Source organism: Cyclobacterium qasimii M12-11B, from assembly GCF_000427295.1.
Lineage (GTDB): Bacteria > Bacteroidota > Bacteroidia > Cytophagales > Cyclobacteriaceae > Cyclobacterium > Cyclobacterium qasimii.
Window position 1 is genome coordinate 23,352 of the sequence record NZ_ATNM01000029.1, and the last position, 18,766, is coordinate 42,117.

General features: G+C 37.6%; 16 protein-coding genes. 13 read left to right on the forward strand and 3 right to left on the reverse strand.

What is annotated here, in order from left to right:
• Together ADICYQ_RS02670 and ADICYQ_RS02675 are read right to left on the reverse strand one after the other, a co-directional pair.
• Positions 1 to 3,132, reverse strand: coding sequence for a SusC/RagA family TonB-linked outer membrane protein (locus tag ADICYQ_RS02670; RefSeq protein WP_040414200.1), 3,132 nt, complete (start codon positions 3,130 to 3,132; stop codon positions 1 to 3).
• 1,298 nt (positions 3,133 to 4,430) lie between these two features.
• Positions 4,431 to 5,669, reverse strand: coding sequence for a mandelate racemase/muconate lactonizing enzyme family protein (locus tag ADICYQ_RS02675; protein WP_040414203.1), 1,239 nt, complete (start codon positions 5,667 to 5,669; stop codon positions 4,431 to 4,433).
• 248 nt (positions 5,670 to 5,917) lie between these two features.
• Between ADICYQ_RS02675 and ADICYQ_RS02680 the strand changes: the two genes are divergently transcribed.
• The 12 genes from ADICYQ_RS02680 to ADICYQ_RS02740 all read left to right on the forward strand — a co-directional run bounded on the left by ADICYQ_RS02680 (position 5,918) and on the right by ADICYQ_RS02740 (position 16,544).
• On the forward strand, positions 5,918 to 7,072 hold the full coding sequence (locus ADICYQ_RS02680; RefSeq protein ID WP_040414245.1) for a DUF4221 family protein: 1,155 nt from the start codon (positions 5,918 to 5,920) through the stop codon (positions 7,070 to 7,072).
• Between the two features lie 303 nt (positions 7,073 to 7,375).
• Positions 7,376 to 8,620, forward strand: a complete 1,245-nt coding sequence (locus tag ADICYQ_RS02685; RefSeq protein WP_020890777.1) for a serpin family protein — start codon at positions 7,376 to 7,378, stop codon at positions 8,618 to 8,620.
• Positions 8,621 to 8,955: 335 nt separating this feature from the next.
• Positions 8,956 to 9,639 carry a hypothetical protein gene (locus ADICYQ_RS02690; protein WP_020890778.1) on the forward strand — a complete coding sequence of 228 codons (684 nt, stop codon included), beginning with the start codon at positions 8,956 to 8,958 and terminating at the stop codon, positions 9,637 to 9,639.
• A gap of 171 nt (positions 9,640 to 9,810) precedes the next feature.
• Positions 9,811 to 10,449: an SLATT domain-containing protein gene (locus ADICYQ_RS02695; protein ID WP_020890779.1), complete on the forward strand. Its 639-nt coding sequence runs from the start codon at positions 9,811 to 9,813 to the stop codon at positions 10,447 to 10,449.
• A 265-nt stretch (positions 10,450 to 10,714) separates the two neighbouring features.
• Positions 10,715 to 10,987 (forward strand): hypothetical protein, encoded by a 273-nt coding sequence (locus tag ADICYQ_RS02700; RefSeq protein WP_020890780.1) that lies wholly within the window; start codon positions 10,715 to 10,717, stop codon positions 10,985 to 10,987.
• A 2-nt stretch (positions 10,988 to 10,989) separates the two neighbouring features.
• Positions 10,990 to 11,433 carry a hypothetical protein gene (locus tag ADICYQ_RS02705; RefSeq protein WP_040414206.1) on the forward strand — a complete coding sequence of 148 codons (444 nt, stop codon included), beginning with the start codon at positions 10,990 to 10,992 and terminating at the stop codon, positions 11,431 to 11,433.
• Between the two features lie 192 nt (positions 11,434 to 11,625).
• Positions 11,626 to 12,021 carry a hypothetical protein gene (locus ADICYQ_RS02710; RefSeq protein WP_020890782.1) on the forward strand — a complete coding sequence of 132 codons (396 nt, stop codon included), beginning with the start codon at positions 11,626 to 11,628 and terminating at the stop codon, positions 12,019 to 12,021.
• 686 nt (positions 12,022 to 12,707) lie between these two features.
• Positions 12,708 to 13,139 (forward strand): Fic family protein, encoded by a 432-nt coding sequence (locus ADICYQ_RS02715; protein WP_051160093.1) that lies wholly within the window; start codon positions 12,708 to 12,710, stop codon positions 13,137 to 13,139.
• A 10-nt stretch (positions 13,140 to 13,149) separates the two neighbouring features.
• Positions 13,150 to 14,694 (forward strand): glycoside hydrolase family 88 protein, encoded by a 1,545-nt coding sequence (locus ADICYQ_RS02720; RefSeq protein ID WP_161625564.1) that lies wholly within the window; start codon positions 13,150 to 13,152, stop codon positions 14,692 to 14,694.
• 196 nt (positions 14,695 to 14,890) lie between these two features.
• Complete coding sequence (locus ADICYQ_RS27310; RefSeq protein ID WP_161625565.1) at positions 14,891 to 15,067, forward strand: hypothetical protein; 177 nt, start codon at positions 14,891 to 14,893, stop codon at positions 15,065 to 15,067.
• Positions 15,068 to 16,001: 934 nt separating this feature from the next.
• Positions 16,002 to 16,226: a type II toxin-antitoxin system ParD family antitoxin gene (locus ADICYQ_RS02735; RefSeq protein ID WP_020890788.1), complete on the forward strand. Its 225-nt coding sequence runs from the start codon at positions 16,002 to 16,004 to the stop codon at positions 16,224 to 16,226.
• Between the two features lie 18 nt (positions 16,227 to 16,244).
• Entirely contained in the window at positions 16,245 to 16,544 is a 300-nt protein-coding gene (locus tag ADICYQ_RS02740; RefSeq protein ID WP_020890789.1) for a type II toxin-antitoxin system RelE/ParE family toxin, read from the forward strand.
• Between the two features lie 329 nt (positions 16,545 to 16,873).
• Here the strand turns inward: ADICYQ_RS02740 and ADICYQ_RS02745 are convergent, their stop codons facing one another.
• The gene (locus ADICYQ_RS02745; RefSeq protein WP_020890791.1) at positions 16,874 to 17,398 is read right to left on the reverse strand and encodes an RNA polymerase sigma factor; all 525 of its coding nucleotides are present in this window, start codon (positions 17,396 to 17,398) and stop codon (positions 16,874 to 16,876) included.
• Positions 17,399 to 17,804: 406 nt separating this feature from the next.
• Here ADICYQ_RS02745 and ADICYQ_RS02750 point away from each other — a divergent pair, with 406 nt between their 5' ends.
• Positions 17,805 to 18,746, forward strand: a complete 942-nt coding sequence (locus ADICYQ_RS02750) for a FecR family protein (protein ID WP_161625566.1) — start codon at positions 17,805 to 17,807, stop codon at positions 18,744 to 18,746.
• Positions 18,747 to 18,766 lie beyond the last annotated feature (20 nt).

Sequence of the window (18,766 nt, forward strand, 5' to 3'; positions counted from 1 at the left end):
TTAAAATTTTGCGTTTAGGTTAAATCCAAGACTTCTGGTAGGAGGTAAGGAAGGCCAGAAATCCATGCCATTGGCATTGTCAGAGGTTACAGAAACGTTTTCTGGATCCATGTTTTGGGTCCATTTTTTTAGAATCAGCACATTGTTTGCCACGCCACTTAATCGGAGCTGCTTGATGAACAGTTTGTCTGGCAGGTGTTTACTGAAATCATAACTCAGAGAAACCTGACGGAGCTTCCAAAAGCCAGCATTGCTAACCCAGTCTTCATTTATTCCCAGTACGTTGGTTGTTTCATAGAAAGGTTGGATCAATGATTGAGTGGTGTTGATTTCGCCGTTGGGATTGACGCCATCACCTACGACAAAACCCTGATCTCTGCCGTTAAGGGTGTTTTTGTGTAAACCATGCCGAAGGTAATTTTGATTTCTGCCAGCAATCATCTTGTGTCCCAGTTTGAAGTCAATAAGCGCATAAAGGCTTAATCCTTTATAGGTAAAGGTATTGGATATGCCACCAAAGTATTTGGGCAAAACGGATCCCATGTTTTGAGGCTCGTCATTTCTGAGGGGGCGACCGCTATTCTCATCAAAAACCATTCTGCCTTGATCATCTCTCAGGTAAGTGTAAGTGTAGAGTTGGCCTATTGGCTGGCCTACTACCTGTCTTAGGATCCTACCTCCCCCTGAGCTTACAGTGATCATTGTGTCTGCTTCAGATACACCTAGCTGTAGTACTTCTGAGGTGTTGTAGGTGGCATTGACACTTACGTCCCATCGGAAATCCTTGGTGCGGACAGGTGAGCCTGATACCAGAACTTCCAAGCCCTTATTCATGCTTCGCCCAATGTTTACCAATTGATTGGTAAAACTTGAGGCATCGGAAATCTGTGTGGCAAGAATTTGGTCGTTGGTGACTTTGCGGTAATAAGCAAAATCAAGATTGATTTTCTCATCAAATAACCTAAGTTCCATTCCAATTTCGGTCTCTTGCACCCTTAGCGGTTTTAAGTTGGTATTAGGTACTGTGCTGGCATTTACTCTGCCGAGGGGAGAGGGGAGTCCATCCGGGTTTGGGAAGAGATTATTGTCTACGGCATAAAATAACGCGTTGGAATAGGGGGAAACATTGTCATCTCCCACTTCTGCATAAGCCATTCGTAATTTCCCGAAGTAGAGCCATTCAGGTAGATTTTCGAAAGCTTGTGAAAACACAAAGCTCGTTGCAACTGAAGGGTACATGATGCTCCTATTGGCTGGTGCTAATGTTGAAAACCAATCATTTCTGGCAGTAAGATTAAGGAATAGCCATTCCTTGTAGGAAAATTCACCCAGTCCATACAGGGAGTTGATCTTTTTTTCCGAAAGACTGTACAAAGGGTCTTTTACCCGTCCATTCATTACGGTGTAAAGGTTAGGAATTACAAAGTCTTTTACGGCCACACTGTTGTAGTCCATCCTTACAAAGCGTTGGTTTCCACCCATTGTAAGGTCAATATTGAAATCGCCAAAACCACGGTTCGCTCCGATTAAAAAGTCATGGTTGGTTTCCCTGAATCTTCTGGTGTCTTGCGTAAAGCTACCATTTACAAACCCTGCAGGTGCAGGAGGGATAGGGGCGTAACCATTGGGGGTATTGTAATCATTGTCTCTGACATAAAAATCCATGGAGAGTCTGCCCATGGCGTATAACCAAGGGGTGAGTTGATAATTAAGGGATAGGTTACTGATAAGCCTGTCCCGTTTCACATTGTCAAAACGCTTAGTGGTGGAGTAATAGGGATTGTTTCTTACCAGGAATCTGGCCATAACGACTTCATCACCATTTGGGTATGTGACGTTATTTCTCAAGGCTTCAAAAGGCATTGAATTGGCCAGGGTCATGATCACTGTGGCGGTAGAAAAATCCTGGGCGTTCACCTGTGGAGGATTTTGGTTGGCTTCATGGGAATAATTGGCGTTTCCTGATGCAACAAGCTTAGAAGTGATGTTTTGAGAAAAGCCCAGGTTGATCGTTTTTCGGTTTAATTCTGAGTTGGGGACAATGCTTTTATTGTCAGTGTTGGCAAATGAAAGGCTAAAGCTGCCATTGTCTCCGCTATTGGCTACAGTTAACGTATTTGTCCAATTAATCCCCGTGTTGTAAAATTGATTGATTCGGTCATGTACAGGTTCGTAAGGCCATTCTTCGTCGTCAAAAAGAATCTGGGTCATTCCTGGTTCAAATTTCTCTCCAAAACTCCATACTCCTGAAGTAGGGTAGGCGCTGGTAGGTCTCACGCCTCCTTCACCTTGCCCGTATTCGTATTGGAAATCTGTGAAGTCTAAGGGGGTGTCGGTAGTGAAATTGGAGTTGAATTCAACACCCAGGCCTTTACTTGCGTTTTTGCTTTTGGTGGTGATCATGATAACCCCATCTTTGGCTCGGGATCCATACAATGCCCCAGCTGTTGCTCCTTTTAAGACCGTTAAGGTTTCAATGTCGTCGGGGTTGATGCTTTGAAGTCCGTCTCCACCATCGGAATTGTTCATTTGACGGTTGCCAAAATTGCCTCCAAGGGAATAATTGGAATTGTCCATGGGGACACCGTTGATAACGACCAATGGATTGTTTTGTCCGCTAAAGGACGACTGCCCTCTTATGCGGATTTTACTAGTGCCTCCCGGGCCTGTTGACATGGAGGAAATGTTTACCCCTGCCACTTTGCCTTGAAGTGCATCTGCAAAATTTGGTGTTCGATTTCCTGATATTAATTCCCCATCCAGCGTGGTGGTGGAAAATCCCAGCGTTTTGGCTTCTCTTTTTATACCCAAAGCTGTTACCACTACTTCCTCCAGGCCAATGTCATTTATGTTTAACGTAACGTTAATGGTTGTTCTGTTTTGGATATTGATGGATTGAGATTCGTAGCCTATAAAGGAAAAAATTAAGGTCGAATTTGGAGCTGCGTTTAAGGTGAATTTCCCGTCAATGTCCGAGACGGTTCCTTGTGAGGTTCCACTAATCATGATGCTTGCCCCTGGGATGGGTGCCTCACTGGCATCTGTCACTGTTCCAGAAATAGTATTGTTCTGGGCGTAGATCTGGCCATACCAAATCATTGTCAGAAAAAGCAAAAGTACTTTGTTTTTCATAATTCAGGTTGTTTTGGGTTGAATAATATTAAATAGCTATAGCAATAAAAACACTATTAATGGATAATTACTGGATGAAATCATTATTTAATTAAATTATACATGTTCTTAAGTAATTTAATTTTAATTAAATGATTTCAATAGGTGTTTTTATAGTTTAATGGTGAGTTTGTTTTGCTATATGCTTTATTAATTATTCACTCAATATATTAGTATTCATTAAAACAAACAATTTATGACTGCTAAATTGTACTAATAGAAATTAATATGGTGTACAAATTAATTATTGAAGAATAAAACAATTGAAAAAATAGAAATTTACATTGATTAAATTATGAATTAAATTCGAATATTAATTCCATTAACATTATTAATCAAATAAACCATTGTACCAAAAGGTGTATGTAATTTGTGTGAAATAATTAAGTGCTTAAATTAGTGTGGTTTATGTCTTGTTGAAAAGTAATATTAGGTCAGCGATCTCCGTTCATGATTTTGTCAGCATTGTTGCAGAAAAAAAAAGCAACAATACCGCCAAAATCGGGCTGTACTTATCGTTTTGACCAAGGCTTCACAGCCTTGGCTACAAAAATGTCACCCCTTTGGGGTTTTTGGGATTCGTTAGGCTTTGCAGTCAATATTATCAAAGCCTGTCCTGATTTTTAACTCACTCAGGGGCAAAAAATGAACAGGTAGTTAGTGATTTTGTCAGCATTGTTGCGGAAAAAAAAGCAACAATACCGCCAAAATCGGGTTGTGCTTATCGTTTTAACCAAGGCTTGACAGCCTTGGCTACAAAAATGTCACCCCTATGGGGTTTATGGTTAAGGAGCTTCCATATCGGTAATCGTGCTTTTTCTTGAAAGCATAAACTATAAGAATTTATCGGCCTTCAAAGGTTATGGTTTTTGGAGCAGGATGGAGGGCGTTAAGAAAATGAGTTAGCTCCCACAAGGAGATCCACTCATTTTTAGCCCGGAATCCTGATTCAAAAATCAAATGATGGCTATGTAAAAGGAATCTGTTCTTAGAACGATTACCCATCATTTGAAATAAGATTTGACAGCCTTGATTTTTTGGTTCGTTTTTTCATCAAGGAAAAAATGAACAGGAAAGGAAAAGGGTAACCATTGGGAAAAGTCCATAAATCACATGAAAAGGTTAAATTTTGCTACCATTAAATAATGTTGATTACATTTTATCATCCTGTAAAAAGTGGTTTTGTCAGCATTGTTGCGGAAAAAAAAAGCAACAATACCGCCAAAATCTTAAGTTCTTAGATTACTTAAAACCATCTACTACCAGTTGTGAATGGCACCATCGGGACTTTTCAAGTAGGGATGTGTAAACTCGGTGTTTTTAGTGACCTCAAATAAAAGCGATGCTTTTTCTGGTGAGAAAATTACACCAAGCCCCGGACGGTCATTCAGATGAATTTTACCCTCCCTGAAATCAATAAAATCTTCGTTAAAATAAGTAGGCTTTTCCGGTTCACCACCTGCCAGCTCTATCATGCATCGGGTAGGACTAGAAGATCCCAATACATGCACAAGTGCGGCTGTAGAAAGCGGGCCGGTAAAGTGTGGGATGATGCCCACATAATGGGTTTCCCCAATGGCTATTATTTTCTTGATTTCGCTAATTCCTCCTGTATTGGGTAGGGTTACCCTGCTGTAATCTATCAAGTGGTTTTCCATCAACACATTGCTGTCCCAGCGATCACCAAATTGCTCTCCCACGGCAATGGGTACTTTGGTCATGTTCCTAATGGTTCGGTATACTTCAGGGTTTTCAGACCTGATGATGTCTTCTACAAAATAGGGTTCCAATTCTTCCAGCGCATCACAGATTTTTATCGCTTCTGTCGTGTCAAAGCGGGTGTGGAGGTCAATGGCCCAATTGCCACTTCCGCCCACTGCTTTGTCTAGCCGTTGACAAGTTTCAATGGTTTTTTTACTGTTTTCATAAAAATCAAAAGGCAAGTCCCCATTGCCACCGGTAGGGCCAATTCTATAACACCTTAGCCCGGCTTCAAGACAGTCCTGTGCCTGGCCTTCCATTGTCGTGGCTTTGCTTTTGCGAAAACCTGTGGCGTAGCATTCTACGTAATTACGGGTTTTTCCGCCCAGTAATTCGTAAACAGGAACTCCCAAAGCTTTGCCTTTAAGGTCCCATAGGGCCATTTCTATGGCGCCGACTCCATGGAGTTTTTCACGGCCGGGAGGGTAAAACATCCCTCTATAAAGGTATTGCCAAAGGTGTTCGATTCTGAATGGATCTTCGCCGATAAGCATTTCAGCACATTGCTTGACCATATCTGGGGTGCCTCCCTCTCCGATCCCGATCAATCCTGAATCTGTTTCTATTTCTACGATGCCTCTGGCCTGATTAAAAAGCGGCTTGTTGTATCCGGGAGCAGCGTAATAGCGAATTTTTTTGATTTTGAAATCAGAGCGAGCGTGACTGGAAAAAGGTATTCCGGTAAATAAAGCGAGGGAACCAAGGCCACCAATCTTTAAAAATTGTCTTCTTTCCATAATTAATGTAGGGTTTATTGCCAATGAAGGGCTTAATCTTCTAATTATATCTTAATTATGCAAATTCTATCGGTTTAAATTAATTTTTCAACGGTTGGTTGGGGAAATCTGGGGGCAATTGAAATTAAAATTTGACACTAATGCATATTGCCCAACAAATATTTCCTTCATCGGGATAAAAGGGAGCGGTTTATTGGGAAGAGGTAATTATTTGTTTAGTTTTAAGCATGTTCTTAGCTAAGCCTTTTATGAAGTGGAGTCTGTTTTATTATTGTTCGGTACTAAGTCTTCTCTTTTTTGCCTGCCAAAATAACCATGAGAAAGGGGAGTTGAAATTGAAAGTGGTGGATGAAATTACTTTTGAAACAGACAGCCTGGTGCCTATCAATCCGGGGCATATTCAGTTTTTGGAAACTGATTCGGGACCTCAAATATTTCTCTACAATTATTTTAAAAAAATATACCAGTTTTATTCCTATCCTGAGGGGAAATTGGTGAAGGAAGTCCCCTTACATATGGATGGCCCCAATAGTGTCAAGCCTTTTTCAGGTGGAGTACTAATGGCTGAAGACTCTATCTGGCTGGTCAATTATGCCCCTCAAAAAATCGTTTTAATTAATTTGGAAGGGGAGGTCCAGTTACGAAAACCCATTCATAATGAGCTTTTCCCTATTTCCCATATAGGTGTTTCCTTGGAAACCCCACTTTACCAAATAGGTAATAAGGTATATGGTGCGCAGCCACTTTTTATGAAGTACCATGATATGGATAAGGCGGACATACAAAAACACCAATTGGTATACAGTTATGATATATCAGAGGATACCGTGCAGTGGTATGATGTTTTTTACCGGGAAGACTATTGGGACAAGGGCAAAAAAGGCAGTGGGTATTCTTGGGCAAAAAGAGGAGATAAAATTTATATTGCGGCCTTGTATGACCATGAAATCCAGATTTTTGACACGAAATCGGGTAAGGTTGTCCATAGAAAGGAAGTTAAATCTGAAACAGTCAATAATTTTCTTTATGTAGAGGAATTGGCACCTAATCCCAGGGCGGCTTTGGAAGATAGGATAAAATATGACCAATATGGTGCCCTGATCTATGATCCTTTTAGAGATGTTTTTTATAGGGTCACCACTCCGGCAGTGGAATATGATCCGGAGGCTTCTGATGAAGACTTAAACCATTTGAATTATTACCGTCCCTATACTGGTATTATGGTTTTAGATAAAGACCTGAATATATTGGCGGAACATACTTTTGACACTTTCGAAGTTTATGTAGGAAGAAATTTTTTTGTTAGGGAAGATGGCTTGTACCTCTCTAGAAATAATCTTTTCCATCCTGATTATGATGAGGGAGTTTTCAGGTACCAGGTGGTCAGGTTTGAAAAGGAGTAAAAGTGAAATTTAGCTAAAGCCCGTTTAAATCCCCCTTGGGGGAGTTTCAGCCAATGTTTTTTAACGCTGAATTTTTAGAATTTAAAGGTACTGTTGAAATGTTAAATCAGGAACGTACTCGTAAATTCTAAAAAACCTAAATCCCCCTTTCTCTTAAAGGGGGACCAAGGGGGATTCTTTCGTAAACATTCAAAAATACGAGCTATTCCAATCCGAAAATGGAAGGCGATTTTGGTTATTTCAATTTTCATTGTAGCATTTACCCTTCTCTTCCCGTATAGGTGTTAAAAAACCCTAGAAATCATGAAAATAACTACTGCTTTGTTCTGTTTAATGGTATTTACCTCTTGCAACTGGGGAGAGGATGAGGAAATCGACCTTACAGCCAATATCCGACCTTTACAGGTTCACGAACAAGAAATGGTTTTGAGCAGTTCTCAATTTGCCTTCGATTTGTTTCATGAACTTCAGAAGAAGGAGGATGTCAATCAGTTTTTCAGTCCCTACAGTGTACATCAGGCACTCGCCATGGCCATGAATGGCAATGAAGACGAGGTAGAAGCAGAGTTTATGCGGGTTTTGCGATTTGAGGGGATGGAATTGGAAGAAGCGAATCAAGCGGCAAAGTCCCTGACCGATTATCTATTGGCACTTGATCCCAAGGTAAGGTTGGCTATCGCCAATGCCATTTGGTACAAGCAGGGTTTTGAATTGAATCAGGAATTTGCAAAAGATGTCAGAGACAGTTTCAGTGCAGAGGTTGCGAGCCTGGACATGTCCAATCCGCAATCCAAAGAGGTGATCAATCAGTGGATCGAAAACAATACCAATGGGATGATCAAAGACATGCTTGATGCTGTTGATCCGGCAGCAGTAATGTACCTGGTCAATGCCATCTATTTCAAGGCGGATTGGAAATACCGTTTTGATGTTGGTAATACAAAGAAAGCACCTTTTTATACCGCTTCGGGTCAAGAAGTGGTAGTGGACATGATGCAAATGTCTTCTCCCGCAGGGCTTAGGTATTACGCTGATAGCGCATTGGAGTACCTGGAAATACCTTATAGCACCGGGCAATATACCATGGGAGTGATCATTGACAAGGATTTTGAATTGGACAATAAGATGGAGGCTTTTACTTTGGAAGACCTGGAGCATTTTAGAGCCAATGCGGATACTTCAAATTTTATCCTAAAGATGCCCAAGTTTAAGATGGGGTATAGAATAGATAATTTAAAAGAACAATTACAGTCTTTGGGTTTGGTGTCACCTTTTATGGCTAGCCCATTGAATTTTAGTAAGCTCTTTAATAATCCTACTGAGCCCATGTTTATAAGTAAAGTCATCCACGAGGCGGTTATCGAAGTCAGTGAAGAAGGTACGGAAGCTGCTGCGGCAACCATTGTAGCAATTGTAACCACCAGCACAGGCCCTTCCCAGCCAAGGGTTTTCAGTCTGGACAAACCTTTTGTCTTTTTTATCCAGGAGAACAGCAGTGGGGCAATTTTGTTTGTAGGTAAACTTGGAGATCCAGCCCTTCTGGACTAGACCTAAAATACCAATATAAAACCAAGCCAAAGCCACCGAGATTAATTTCTAGTGGCTTTTTGTATATAGAGGGGCTTATTGCTTATAAATTATGGAAGTGGGAAAAGCGTAGACCTAAGTATATTCTGTATTTTGGTTAAATAAGTGCCCATTTATATCTCTTTTCTGACCGTTTTTAATAAATTCCATTAAGATTTCAGTATTTGCAAAGGTTTGGTTGGCCTAAATTGTTAATTTAAAGGATGGTTTAGTCGAAGGAGTGGTGTGCGTAGTAGATATATACGTAACTCTTGGGCTAAAATTTGTTTATATACAGGTGTTAGCAAAAGTTTAAAATGAGAGAGCAATTCACTGAAATAATACAATCGAAGGACTTAAAGGATATTTCCATTGACCTCATTGAAAAAGTCCTCGACAATGAAATTTCAAGTGAAATTCTAAAAGAAGTTCCAATTTTGAAGTCATTAGTTGCCGCAAGAAATATTTATCAGTCATACACTGACAGAATTTTCATTAATAAAGCAATGAATGTTTTATTAGAGTTAGGTGAAACGAATTGGAAAGAGCGAATAGAACTGACTCGAGAATTAGATGACGATGATGAAAGTGGTCCTGAAAAAATATTGATGGCCATTGACCGACTTGAAACAACAAAAAAGTGCAAGGTATATGGACGTCTTTGCAGTTTAAAAGCACTTAGGAAATTGAAATATACTGAAGACTTCCTTAGACTTACTAAGCTTATTCAGGATGCTTATTTAGATGATTTAATTCTAGTTACAGATTTTAAAAAGGGAGAAAGAAAAGAGATACACCTAGGAGATTATTATCCAATATTGAGTTTAGGTTTAATTTATCAGGAGTCTACAGAACAAAAACCAATTGAAAAAAATCATCAATACAATGAATATGATCCTGAATTCAAGGGGGGTGAGATTGAATTTAACTATTTACTCTCTGACTTAGGTGTTACGCTTCTTGAACATTTCTATGACCTTTTTCCTGAATATAAGAAATAAGAACTTTTGCTAATATCGGCTATAGCTAATGCGGGCTGACTATTTAAAAATAAAAATATTGAAACCAAACAACATTCGGTCAGCGGAAAAAGATTCGGTTTCAATATCCCGTTCTTGCCATAGCCAAAGCTCTTGCCAGTAATATGAGCCAACCGAAAACCATAAGATTTAATGAGTGAAGAATTAAAAACGACCTCGGGACAACAATATTTAGACAAAGATTTTAGTGTTGAACTGAACTTTAAATTTTGGACAACAAAAGGAGCTAGATTTGTTGCTAGTCATAGACTTAAATCGATAAATAAACTTTCTTCATATTCATTAGGTTTTTTATCGGCTTATTTAATAATTCTTGGACTTTTAAGTGTATTTGAAATGGGACCTGAATTATTGATCTCAACCAAACATTTTGCTTTAATCTCAACGAGTCTTTCGATTTTAATACTCGTTTTTAGTCAGTTGGAAGGTTCAAATGATTATCGGCTACGAGCTGAAAAATTTCACGATTGTGCTTTAGAAATAAGCGAACTATATAATAAACTACGCTATTTCAAAACAAGTTCTATTGAGCAATACAAAATAAACAAACTTTCAGAGGATTTGTCAATTGAATATTCTAAAGTTTTGAAAAAATATGAAAATCACAAATATATAGATTTTTTAATGTTTCAAACTACTAAAAATGACTATTTCAAACTGAATTGGCTGAATATTGGAATTATCAAATTAAGATATTATTGGAGTACTCAATTTTTATATCACATTTTAATAGTTCTACCACCAATTTTAATTTATTGGCTTGTAAAATGAAAAAAGTACTACTGGCAACAATTAAGTTACATTGATGCGAAGTTCGGCTTCAGTTCATTGTAGTCTCGATCAATCGGGATTGAACTCAGCTTCTGGTAGCTTTCTATTAAAGTAAGCCTGAATTGGGGAAAACTTCATAGCCTGTTCTAAATTTAACCGGATCCGTTTTGATGAAGAGATGAAAATAATTTACTTCTTATTATTATCTTTATAGATACTTAAATTAAGTAGGCTATCAGGAGATACTCTATGCGGTAAAAATATCATGAAGGACAATTATAAAAAATCAATTTCTTTACAGTGCGATACTTGCGGTGAAACATTATTTGAATATAACGAAGATAAAAATTGGGTGAAATGCAAACTATGTGACAGAGAATATCATGGGGGTTATGAAGAGTTAGTAAAACTTAATGAATCGGAATTCGGAGAAGAACTAAATAAGATGAAAAAAGAAATCACTAAAGATATTAAGGTTGATTTTAACAAAATGCTGAAGGGTGCTTTTAAAGATAATGATAATATCAAGTTTAAATAGATATGACAGCTTTTCAAATTATTCCTATTATTGTTTCAATGTTGTCTCTTGGATTATCTCTGTATACATACTGTAAACATGATGCAAAGATAAAAAAACAGAATACTCTTATAAATCAGTTTCAATTGGAAAAACTTAGGAAAGAGACTGATTCAGAAAAAAAAGCGATTATTGAAGCGAATGTAGTTAAAAGAGAAAAGGGGAAACGAATTGTAAAAGTTTATAACAAAGGAAAAGCAATAGCAAAGAATGTAGTAGTTACTTTTCCGGGTGCTCCAAACGTATCCATTATGGATTATCCGGCATCTATTGATATTAGAGCACAAAATTCAATAGATATTCAAATTAATGCTTCAAAAATTTCTCCTGAGACGTTAAAAATAAATTTTGAATGGGAAGATGATTTAAGTTTAAATAATAAAGACAGTCAAATAATCCAAGTATGATAAACTGCTTCTAATATGGTATAAATGTAATGTTGGCTGAAGTGTTAAATTGTAACTCTTCCAAACCCGCACCATGATTACAGCTTACCTATAGTATGCCACGAAGCTGTGGTAATCCATTAGGTGTGAATCCTACCTAAAATTTGTATTGTTTATCAATCTAAACACCTTAAAATTTAAAATAATTTAATAATGAAATATAAAATAATAAAGAAAAAAGAGATTAATTTAGTTAATAAATTTTATTTTTTAGAAGATATTCAAAATAGTTTACGAAATTATTGCGTAGCCTGTAACTTAGAAAATTGCCCTGAAATTATAAGTACTAATTTTAAATATCATGCGGAAATTCATGACATAAAAATTATAGAAAATGGGGAGGAACAATCCATGCTTGAATTGTTTAAAACATTTTCTTTGATAGTTATACCGGAAAATGAGGTAATAAAGATATTTTTGACGACCAAAGATAAATCAGCTAGTGGATATAATGAAATCTCCAATTATTTGAAGGAGTTTGAAATATTTTTAAAGGAAAAAGTTGAATTTACCCAAGGGGATTTTAATGAAATTATTTTAATGGATTAAAAAAATGGTTTTGTTTCCAACTCTTAAAATAAGAAGTCTCGATTGAATTTTGTCCTAAGTCGATAACTCAATTTTTTATTTTTGAACAATTATTCAAGTAAACAAGATATTTTTTAACATTCAATTAAATAAACTCAAAAACCTAGCGTACCCTTTGGTAATCAATGTCCCTTCGGCAGTCTCCGGGCCCTAAATCTGGCCTGACTTTAAAAACAATAAAAAATTATCCATTAAGTTTGCCATAGTCTTTTGTTTCCCCAATTTTTTTTGATTTCATAAAAATTTATTGTATTCATAGTTATAGCCATAGGGTTTATGAATTAGGGAGTTGTGATTGGAAGGAAGGTGTTTGTAAGCAGTAGGAACACAAATGTAGGTCGTAGGAAGGGAGATGTAAGTGGTTGGGTGAATTGGTGATGAGGTGATCGTGTGGACTTGGTTTTGAAAGGAGATTTTCATAATGTTTCCCTAGGCAAGGTGGAAAGGTAATAACAGAGTAGGTCTTGACCTGCAATTGTCAGTATATTGCTTGATGTAGGTGGCGCTGATAGTTTACTTGTAATTATTATCTTTATAGGTATTAATAAAGTAGGCTATCATGCTATACCCTACTATGTCAAATAGCGAATCAGAAATAGCTCATATCGTATCATATCGTATCAGTAATTTTTGAATCTTTGATAGGAATGACCCAAAAAATATACAATTTCGAAATTGACCTAAATTGGAAGTTAATATCCCAGCTTAGTAAAATAGATAGATTTAATGCTTCTTGGACGGCACTTGAAAAACGTGAAAAGCAAAATCTTAGCCAATTGAAAGCGTTTGCAACTATTCACAGTGTAGGTTCTTCAACAAGAATCGAAGGCTCTCATATGAAAAATGATGAGGTTAAAGCCTTAACCCAGAATATTAAGCTATCACAAATTGAGGATAGAGATAGTCAAGAAGTTGTAGGATACTATAATGTACTCAGTATTATAACGGATTCTCCTATTGAAATCACGGTATCTAAAAGTGCTATTAATAACTTACACAATCAACTATTAAAAATAAGTGAAAAATATAAACAACACAGAAAAATACGATCGATATACTGGACCGTTAATGGTCATTAAAATACTTACAATGAGATTAAAGCCCCAAAATTACTATATAGAAAAATCAATGAGAATGAGATGTCAGCAGGTAATATTAATGTTTATTTTGATAGTTGTTGGATGGGGCTGCAAGCATAATACTGAAACACAAATTGATAAGGTAAGGGAGGAAGCCTCTTATTCTGTTCCTAAAATCATGGGGAATTATAGGCAGTCCAAGGAAGAAGAAACCGGCGGGGTGAAAATGGGATTTGAATCTGCCATATTGTATCCTGACTCTTCGCAGAGTGAATTAATCTTTAAATGGGATAATTTATCCGATAAATCATTTAATGAAGGGGCTTATTTCAGGCTTACGCTTGATTCTGATTTAAACAGTCGCCAGAAATTTTTATTGTTTACGGAGGGAAATGAATTAATTGATTCAATGGATATTTCTCTTGGTACACCCTTTCAGCTCGTACAATGTAAAATTCAAGGAAAATACCTACCTGATGTTTTAAAGAACGGATTGAAAGTCCGGTTAAAAGGAAAAGGTGGGCCTGTTGGCGTTTTTACGCATACAGCACTGGGTTTAGATAACTTTTTACCACATATACTCATTCCGGGTGAAACATCACCTCGAGAAGAATTTTATAAAAGAATGGCTTCTATTGCCGGTTTAACAGAGTATGGTTGGCAAGAGGGATGCGTAATAGATGGAATCGCTAAACTGTCGGAAAGGGCAGCGGATGGAACAAGGTATAAAAATAGCCTGGAAAAGCACATGTCACTCATTTTTCCTAATAATGATAGTATTAATCACAACTATGAAAAAATTGGAATAGAGTTTACATCGTGTCTGGCTCAGTTGGCCCTATGGAAACCTGAGCATCCTGAAATTGAGCATGTTTTAAACTTTTGGGAAAGTAAAACAGATTCAGCGGGAGTCATAAAAAATGGGAATACAATTGTTGCCGAAGGAAATTACACTGTCGCTTGGCCTTTAGCAGTAATTTCACAACAATTAAACAAACCTGAATTGGCAGATATAGCAATCAATCAGTTAAGATTTCGCCGCGATTACCTAATTGACAAACAAGGGGCGATTTGGTTAAGGTACAATTTTGCAACACAGGAAAGAACTTTCCGTTTGTGGTCGAGAGGCTTAACCTGGTATGTATTGGGGCTTGCAAAAACATTGGATGTCTTACCTAATCCTCCACAAGATTTAATTGAAGAGTTACAAAGGGCAACTGATTATTTAATTTCAATTCAAGGAGAAGATGGTATGTGGTCAGTCTTTGCCGGAGATTCTCTTACTGCACCTGAAACATCCGGCACATGCGGTATAGGCACGGCTATGGCAATTGGAGTGCGCAGAGGTTGGTTAGGAAAGAATGCTAAAGCAGCTGCAGTGTTGGCTTTACAAGGGGTGGAGAAAAGACTTACAGCCGATGGGTATCTTGATGGTGTGGCAGAAGAAAATAAAGGTGGTATAGCATTTCAAAGAGAAACAAAAGGTTCAATATGCAATTGGGGAATGGGACTGTTTGCACAACTTCTTGCAGAATTAGACCCGCCGGAAAACTGATTTAAATGGATGTGGTGATGGGGTGAGGTAGTGATGGGGTGATCGGGTGATGTAGTGATCGGGTGATGTAGTGAGTTGGTGATGTGGTGATAGGTGATGGTTTTGAATTATTTTCAAATTGGTATAACCACAGATCACAGATCACTAAATCACAGATCCTCAGCTGAAAAGCAAACTTGCAAGGCTCAAGATTTATGTGGATGATTTAAATGCTGTCATGGCAATGATTTTAGACATAGAAAGGGCACATCCTAGCTACATGAGAGAAAAAGGGGAGTCACAAGATGCCACAAAAACCAAAGAGACTTCCTTTGCAAAGATAGATGATTGGATGAGGGCTTTTTACGCTGTGGCCAAGATTTGGTCAGGATGAAAACCCACAATTTCTAGAGGCCCTAGGAAGGTGGTTAGGTAAGCCCGTTTACGGGAGTGATTTTGTCAGCATTGTTGCAGAAAAAAGCAACAATACCGCCAAAATCGGGTTGTGCTTATCGTTTTGGACCAAGGCTTCACAGCCTTGGCTACAAAAATGACACCCCTATGGGGTTTTGGGATTCGTAAACTATACGTCTTTGGAGGGAAATTCTTATATCGGTAATTACGTTTCTTTTTGAAAGCATAACCTATTAGGCTTTATCGGCCTTCAAAGGTTATGGTTTTTGGAGCCGGATGAAGGGCGTTAAGAAAATGAGTTAGCTCCCACAAGGAGATCCACTCATTTTTAGCCTGGAATACTGATCCAAAAATCAAATGATGGCCACGTAAAAGACATTTGTTCTTAGAACGATAACCCATCATTTGAAATAAGATTTGACAGCCTTGATTTTTTTGGTTCGTTTTTGGATCAAGCCTGCCCTGATTTGCGACACACTCAGGGCCTGCCCTGATTTTTTACTCACTCAGGGCCTGCCCTGATTTTTAACTCACTCAGGGGCAAAAATGAACAGGTAGAAATTAGGATATCTATAGGCGAAAGCAATTCTGTCAACATTATTGCAGAAAAAAAAGCAACAATACCGCCAAAACCGGTTTATACTTATCGTTGTGACCAAGGCTTCACAGCCTTGGCTACAAAATATCACCCCTCTGGGGTTTTTGGGATTCCTTGAGTTTTACAACAATATTATTTCATCCATCGCTGTTAGACATCACCTTTTCAGGGCTCAAAATATAAAAGCAAAATTCAAGCCGACTGGGTTTATGGTTGGTATATACGTAAATTCTCAGCTAAACATGTATTTATGAAATTGTGGAGTGATTTGGGGAAATTACCAATAATTGGTATTTTAGTGTGAAAATTAGAAATTATGAGTAAAAACACTTCAATATCACTCGGGAATTATTTTGACCAATTTGTGAGTAGCCAAGTTTCTGCCGGAAGGTATAAAAACGTAAGCGAGGTAATCAGAGCTGGACTTCGATTATTGGAAAATGAGGAAAGCAAAGAAATAGCTTTAAGAAATGCAATTCAACAAGGATTAAATAGTCCAATTGTTGAAGACTTTGATTTCGATGAGAACCTTAAAAAATAAAAGCGGAAAAAAGAAAAAATGGCTAAAGTTGTATTAAGGCAAGAAGCCATCGCCGATTTAAATAATATTTGGTTTTACACTTTCGAAACCTGGTCTGAAACTCAAGCGGACAAGTATTACGCAACTATAAAAATGGTGTGCAATGGAATCGCTGATAATCCAAACATTGGAAAAGAATATGATGGAATAAATAGAAACCTTCTTGGAATAAAATCTGGAAAGCATATAATTTTCTATCAAATAATTAACCCCGAAAGAATCGAAATTATCAGGATCTTACACGAAAGAATGGATCTGAAAAATAGAATAGCTGAATAAAAAAAATAATGCCTTTAAGTGATTTTGTCAGCATTGTTGCAGAAAAAAAGTAACAACACGTCAAAATCGCATCTTACTTTTTTCTGACCATTGCCATGCGCCCATAGTTTTCATCATTTCAGATTTTACGGAAATATTAAATACAGGAAGAAGGTTTATTGGGTATTTCAAAGTACCCAAGCCCTGAAAGGGCGATATATCAAAGCACAGGGTGAAGCCCTGTGTTATGGATAAATGATTTATGACCAAGCCCTGAAAGGGTGTGATACCAATTGTGTTGTGCGTACCAATTCCTGTTAGGGCGATAAAAAGCGGGGGTAAATTCTTCCCTAAAAAATCAATTGGCTAATAGAACCTATAATTACGGTCAATAACTCCGGTTTCATTTGTGAACGGATTACCTTTAACGCTCTGAAAAGATGGTTTTTTGCTGTGTTTGGCGCAATGTTTAGTTCTTGCGCTATTTCAAGAAGTGATAGCTCTTCTGAATGGTGTAGGTTAAACACTTCTTGTTGCCTTTGGGGAAGCTCTTTGATAATAAGGTCAAGGCGATGTATCGTTTCTCGCTCGTAAATATGACTTTCTGTTTTGTTTTCAGATTTTTCCATATGCATCCAAACAGCCTCTTGTAAAGTTTTTTCCTTGGCAAGTTTTTTGAAATGGTCCATCACGGCATTTTTCGCCATTTTAAAAACATAAAAATCCGAGTTCTCCATCCCCAGAATTTTATCCTTACGCTCCCAGGCTTTTAGGATGATATCTTGGGTGATGTCCTCTGCGAGGGAAGTGTCTTTGACAAGTTTTAAAATAAAGAAATAAACCTTATTCCTTAAGATTTTCATCCTATTTTCCATTGTTCATATTTAATAATAAATATCGGGCTATAGATTGAACAAAGACTATTTTAAAATTTGAGAGGAGATATGAATGGCTAATTTATTAAAAAAATGCAAAAACAAAAACAGTTGTGATTTTAAATGTTTTAACGGCATGATATTATGTTTTCATTCCCTTAAAATACCAAATAATCTACTTTTATTCAATTTTTTTCTTTTCCACTGGTCTGTTTTTATCAATGCGGCGTCTTCTTTACGATTGTGATTTATTGACTAAGGCGATTTGAGAAGGAGATGCCTGAAATCGTTTTTTGCTTATATGAGAAAGTAGAAATGGAGTGTCCATTTTGCTGCCAATTTAACCCTTGACAATGCCGAAAAGAGGTTGCATGGGATACCTATGTTGTCAATTAAAGACTTACCTGTGAAAAATAAATTCGAAGAATTATTTAAAAAATATGTTGATGGTTCCCTTTCAAGAGAGGAATACGAAAAATTCCTTGGCCTTCTTGAAAGTGATGACTCGTTGGCAACATTAGATAAGGAATTGGATAAATTATGGGGCCAGGATCAGGGTGATAAGCGTAAAAATGCCTTACCTGCCTCAGCGGCAAAGCAGTCAAGCAGACAACTCACTTTTTGGGGAATAGCCGCCAGCCTTTTATTGGTTGTAGGATTTGCCTCATGGTTTGTCTTCCTGCAGAACAGCGCTACAGGTTTTGAAGAATACCATACTGATTTCGGAGAGGTGAAGGAATTAATGCTTCCCGACGGTAGTAAAGTCAAGTTAAATGCCAACTCCACCATCAGCTGGGACAAGGCCTGGGAGGCAAAAGGAAAGCGGCAAATCGTGTTGACAGGTGAGGCCTTTTTTGACATACAATCCCTTCCTGGGAAAATTCCCTTTGTAGTGGAAACAGGCGAAGTCTCCCTGGAGGTTATTGGCACCTCCTTTAATGTAGACAACAGAAGTGAAAAAGTAGAAATATACCTGGATGAAGGGCGCCTCGATGTCCACTTGAAAGATCCTGAGATTGAGGTCATAAAAATGGTTCCGGGAGACAAAGTAAAGGTAGACCCAGAGACCAATAAAGTAGCTAAAGAAACGAATACCTCCTTAATCAATTCAGCTTCCTGGAAAAATGGAATTCTCAATTTCAAAGACATGAAGCTGGCTGAAGTACTTGTAAAACTTACCAATATTTATGGGAAAACTTTTGTCTGTGAGAATGAAGCATTATTGGACATAGACCTTTACCTGGGGGTTCCTTTTGCCGATTGGGATACCGTAAAGCAGGTTTTGTCATTGTCATTGGACATAGAATTTATAGAAAATGAAGATGTAGTAGAAATTAAACACTTATAATATAATAAACAATTACCCTA